The organism is Streptomyces flavofungini, from assembly GCF_041028215.1.
Taxonomy (GTDB): Bacteria; Actinomycetota; Actinomycetes; order Streptomycetales; family Streptomycetaceae; genus Streptomyces; species Streptomyces flavofungini_B.
This window is the reverse complement of the sequence record NZ_JASKYR010000786.1, coordinates 1-2995: the sequence shown is the minus strand read 5'-3', so window position 1 is coordinate 2995 and position 2995 is coordinate 1. Positions and strand designations below refer to the sequence as shown.

Here is a 2995-nt window from a genome sequence, read left to right as displayed (position 1 = left end):
GCCTTGCTGTCGCCGCGCACGGCGACGTCCTTGGCGTGGGCGTCGGGGTCGGCGGGGAGGGTGCGGGCGAGCATCTGGAGCCGGGTCACGAAGCCGTCGCCGTTCGCGACGTGCTTGAGCAGCGTCCCGAACCGGTCGACCAGCGCCTCCTGGTCCTCGGAGTCGCGCAGTCCGACGCCGGGGCCCTCGATCTCGATGGCGGCGGTGACGGTCCTGCGGTCGGCGTGCAGCAGTACGGCGATCTCGTCCGGGCCGAAGGGCGCGGCCAGCCAGCTGATGCGGCCGATGCCGGGCGGCGGGCCGACCTCGACCTCGCGCCCGTCGAGCGCGACCCCGGCCTCGGCGGCACCGGAGCGGTAGGCGGTGCCGCGCTTCAGGGACCGCTTGTAGCTGCGGTTGATCTCGAACCACTTGTAGAAGGTGCGGCCCTTGTACGGGACGTAGACCGCCGCGATGGCGAGCATCGGGAGGCCGGTGAGCAGGACGATGCGCAGGGAGAGGACGGGGACCAGGAGTCCGCACATCATGCCGAGGAACGCGCCCACGATGATCAGGGCGATTTCCCCGGTCTCGCGGTTCTTGCCGACGATCGCGTTCGGCCGGGCGCGGCCGATCAGATATGTGCGGCGGGGCGCGACCGGCTGGGACACGTGGGACTGGGTCGTCAACGCCCTTCACCTCCCGTGCGGTTGGAGCTGCTGTTGCCTGGACCGCCGCGGCTGCCCGCGTGCGGCGTGTCCGTCGCGCTCTTGCGCGGCGGGGGTGCGGCGGAGGGGACAGCTCCGCCGCCGTTCGACGAGCCGCCGCCGGAGCGGCCGCTGTGCGCGGCCACACCGCCGCTTGCGGGGTTGGCGGGCCGCGCCTGGCCTCCGCCGCCGCCTCCGCCGCCGTCGCCGTTCCCCCGGGTGCTGTGGGTCTTGATGCCCTGGGAGACGAGGGAGGCGGGGGAGCTGATGACGGCGGCGGCCTTGTTCTCGACGCCGCGCATGAGCCGGTTGTTGCGGGAGTTGGCGATGTCGTCGCCGAAGCCGGGCACGAAGCGGTAGATCATCGCGCTGGCGAAGATGGCGAGCAGGATGATCGAGAGGCCGGAGACGACCGCCGAGAAGGAGTCGGGGCCGTCGTCGGCGGAGAGCGCTCCGGCGAGCCCGAGCACGATCACGATGATCGGTTTGACCAGGATCACCGCGATCATGATCCCGGCCCAGCGGCGGACGTGCGACCACAGGTTCTTGTCGACGAGTCCGGCGTACACGACCGTGCCGAGGAGGGCGCCCACGTAGAGCAGGGCGGCCCTGATCACGAGTTCCAGCCAGAGGACGCCCGCGGCGAGGATCGACACCAGCGAGACGACGATCAGCATGATCGGGCCGCCGCCGATGCCGTCGCCCTTCTTCAGGGCCGCCGAGAAGGTGCCGAAGAACTGGTCCGTCTGGCCGCCGGTCGCCTTCGCGATGACGTCCGAGACCCCGTCGGCCGCCGACACGACCGTGTACAGGATCAGCGGGGTGAAGGCGGAGGCGAGGACCGTCAGCCACAGGAAGCCGATGGCCTCGGAGATCGCGGTGGTCAGCGGCACGCCGCGCACGGCGCGCTTGGCGACGGCGAGCAGCCACAGGAGGAGCGTCAGGATGGTCGACGCCGCGAAGACGACGGCGTACTGCTGGAGGAACTTGGCGTTCGTGAAGTCCACGTTCGCCGTGTCCTTCACGGCGTCGGACAGCTTGTCGATGGTCCAGGACGCGGCTTCGGCGCAGCCCTTGGCCAGGGAGGCCAGCGGGTCGGCGTCCCCGCTGATGGGCGGGGCGGCGGGATAGGCCCCGTCGCCCCCACCACCTCCGCTGCCGCCTTGTTGGCCTTTTTCGCAGTATTTTTTGGCGGGGCCATGGATCAGATCGCATGCATCGTCCTGCGGATCCGGCGCGGCGAAGGCGCGGGTCGCGAACAGGACCGCCGTGGTCTGTACGGCGGCGACGGCGGCGCCGAGTCGGAGTACGCGGCGGCTACCGGGCATAAGTGAACCCTCCGTACCCTTCGACTGCCTTGGCGATGTCATCGGAACCGGAGGCTCGGTCGTCGCCCGGGACAGGGGCGGGACCGTCCTTCTGGGAGTGGGTGACGGCCTTCCAGTCACCGTCGATCCACGCCAGCTCCATGGTGATGGTGAACCAGCTGTTGGTGACCGGCTTGGTGGACTTCTCGCCCGCCAGGCCCAGCAGGCCGCTGCACCAGACCTCGACGGTCGCCTTCCCCTTCGAGGCGTCGGTGACCTTGGTGCCGATGGGCGTGGTGCGGGAGACGAACTGGTCGCCGCTGGGCGTCGAACCGTCCTCGTTCAGTCCCACCTTCTTGAAGAAGGCGGGGCTGTAGGCCTTGTCCAGATCGCTCCGGAACTTGGACACACTCGACGGGGCCATGACGGCTTCGAGGATGGGGTCCCGCTTTCCCTTGTCGAACATGTCGGCGGAGCCGAGGGCGACGGCGAAGTTCGCGGCGGCGCTCTGAGCGCCCTGCTCGGTATCCGCATAGCCCGACGGAATCCCCCCGGTCTTCGACCCGACCGGCTTCTCCCCCGTAGGGGCCGTCGCGGAGGTTTCCGGCTTTTTCTCGTCGGCCGTGCCGGACGCCTCGCCGTCGCCGCTCCGATTGGCGAAGGCGATCGCCGCGATCAGCAGGACCACGACGCCGACCACGGTCACCAGGCTGCGTGAGGACGACCGCCCCGGCCTGGCGGGTCTGCGGGTGTCGCTCTCCCCCTCGGGGAGCCTCGTCCTGGTCTCCCCCGAGCCGCCGAAGGGGCCGATGTTCCGCTCGTCGTCGGGACTCATGCCGCGTACGCCCCCTCAATCTCTCGCGTGACCGTCACCAGGGACACGTATGACGGTAGCCGTGCTGGTTCCCGCGTGGGAGCGGTGTGGTGACTCGACATCAGGGAGCAGCAACCTCTGCCGGTGGGCACGACGGACGGATGAAGGAGAAGGACGGGGCTCGGGGA

3 protein-coding genes are annotated in these 2995 nt (G+C 70.2%); all 3 read right to left on the bottom strand.

What is annotated here, in order from left to right:
* The coding region (locus AB8Z36_RS34430; RefSeq protein ID WP_369217316.1) for an SCO6880 family protein at positions 1-668 on the bottom strand (668 nt) is incomplete at its 3' end.
* Positions 665-2014: a hypothetical protein gene (locus AB8Z36_RS34425; protein ID WP_369217315.1), complete on the bottom strand. Its 1350-nt coding sequence runs from the start codon at positions 2012-2014 to the stop codon at positions 665-667. The genes AB8Z36_RS34430 and AB8Z36_RS34425, both read right to left, overlap by 4 nt.
* Positions 2004-2828, bottom strand: a complete 825-nt coding sequence (locus AB8Z36_RS34420) for a hypothetical protein (protein ID WP_369217314.1) — start codon at positions 2826-2828, stop codon at positions 2004-2006. The genes AB8Z36_RS34425 and AB8Z36_RS34420 overlap by 11 nt, the downstream gene beginning before the upstream one ends.
* Positions 2829-2995: the final 167 nt, after the last annotated feature.

Bases quoted from the DNA above. Each gene is read 5' to 3' on its own strand.
- AB8Z36_RS34425 (WP_369217315.1), bottom strand. From the start codon at position 2,014: ATGCCCGGTAGCCGCCGCGTACTCCGACTCGGCGCCGCCGTCGCCGCC.
- AB8Z36_RS34420 (WP_369217314.1), bottom strand. From the start codon at position 2,828: ATGAGTCCCGACGACGAGCGGAACATCGGCCCCTTCGGCGGCTCGGGG.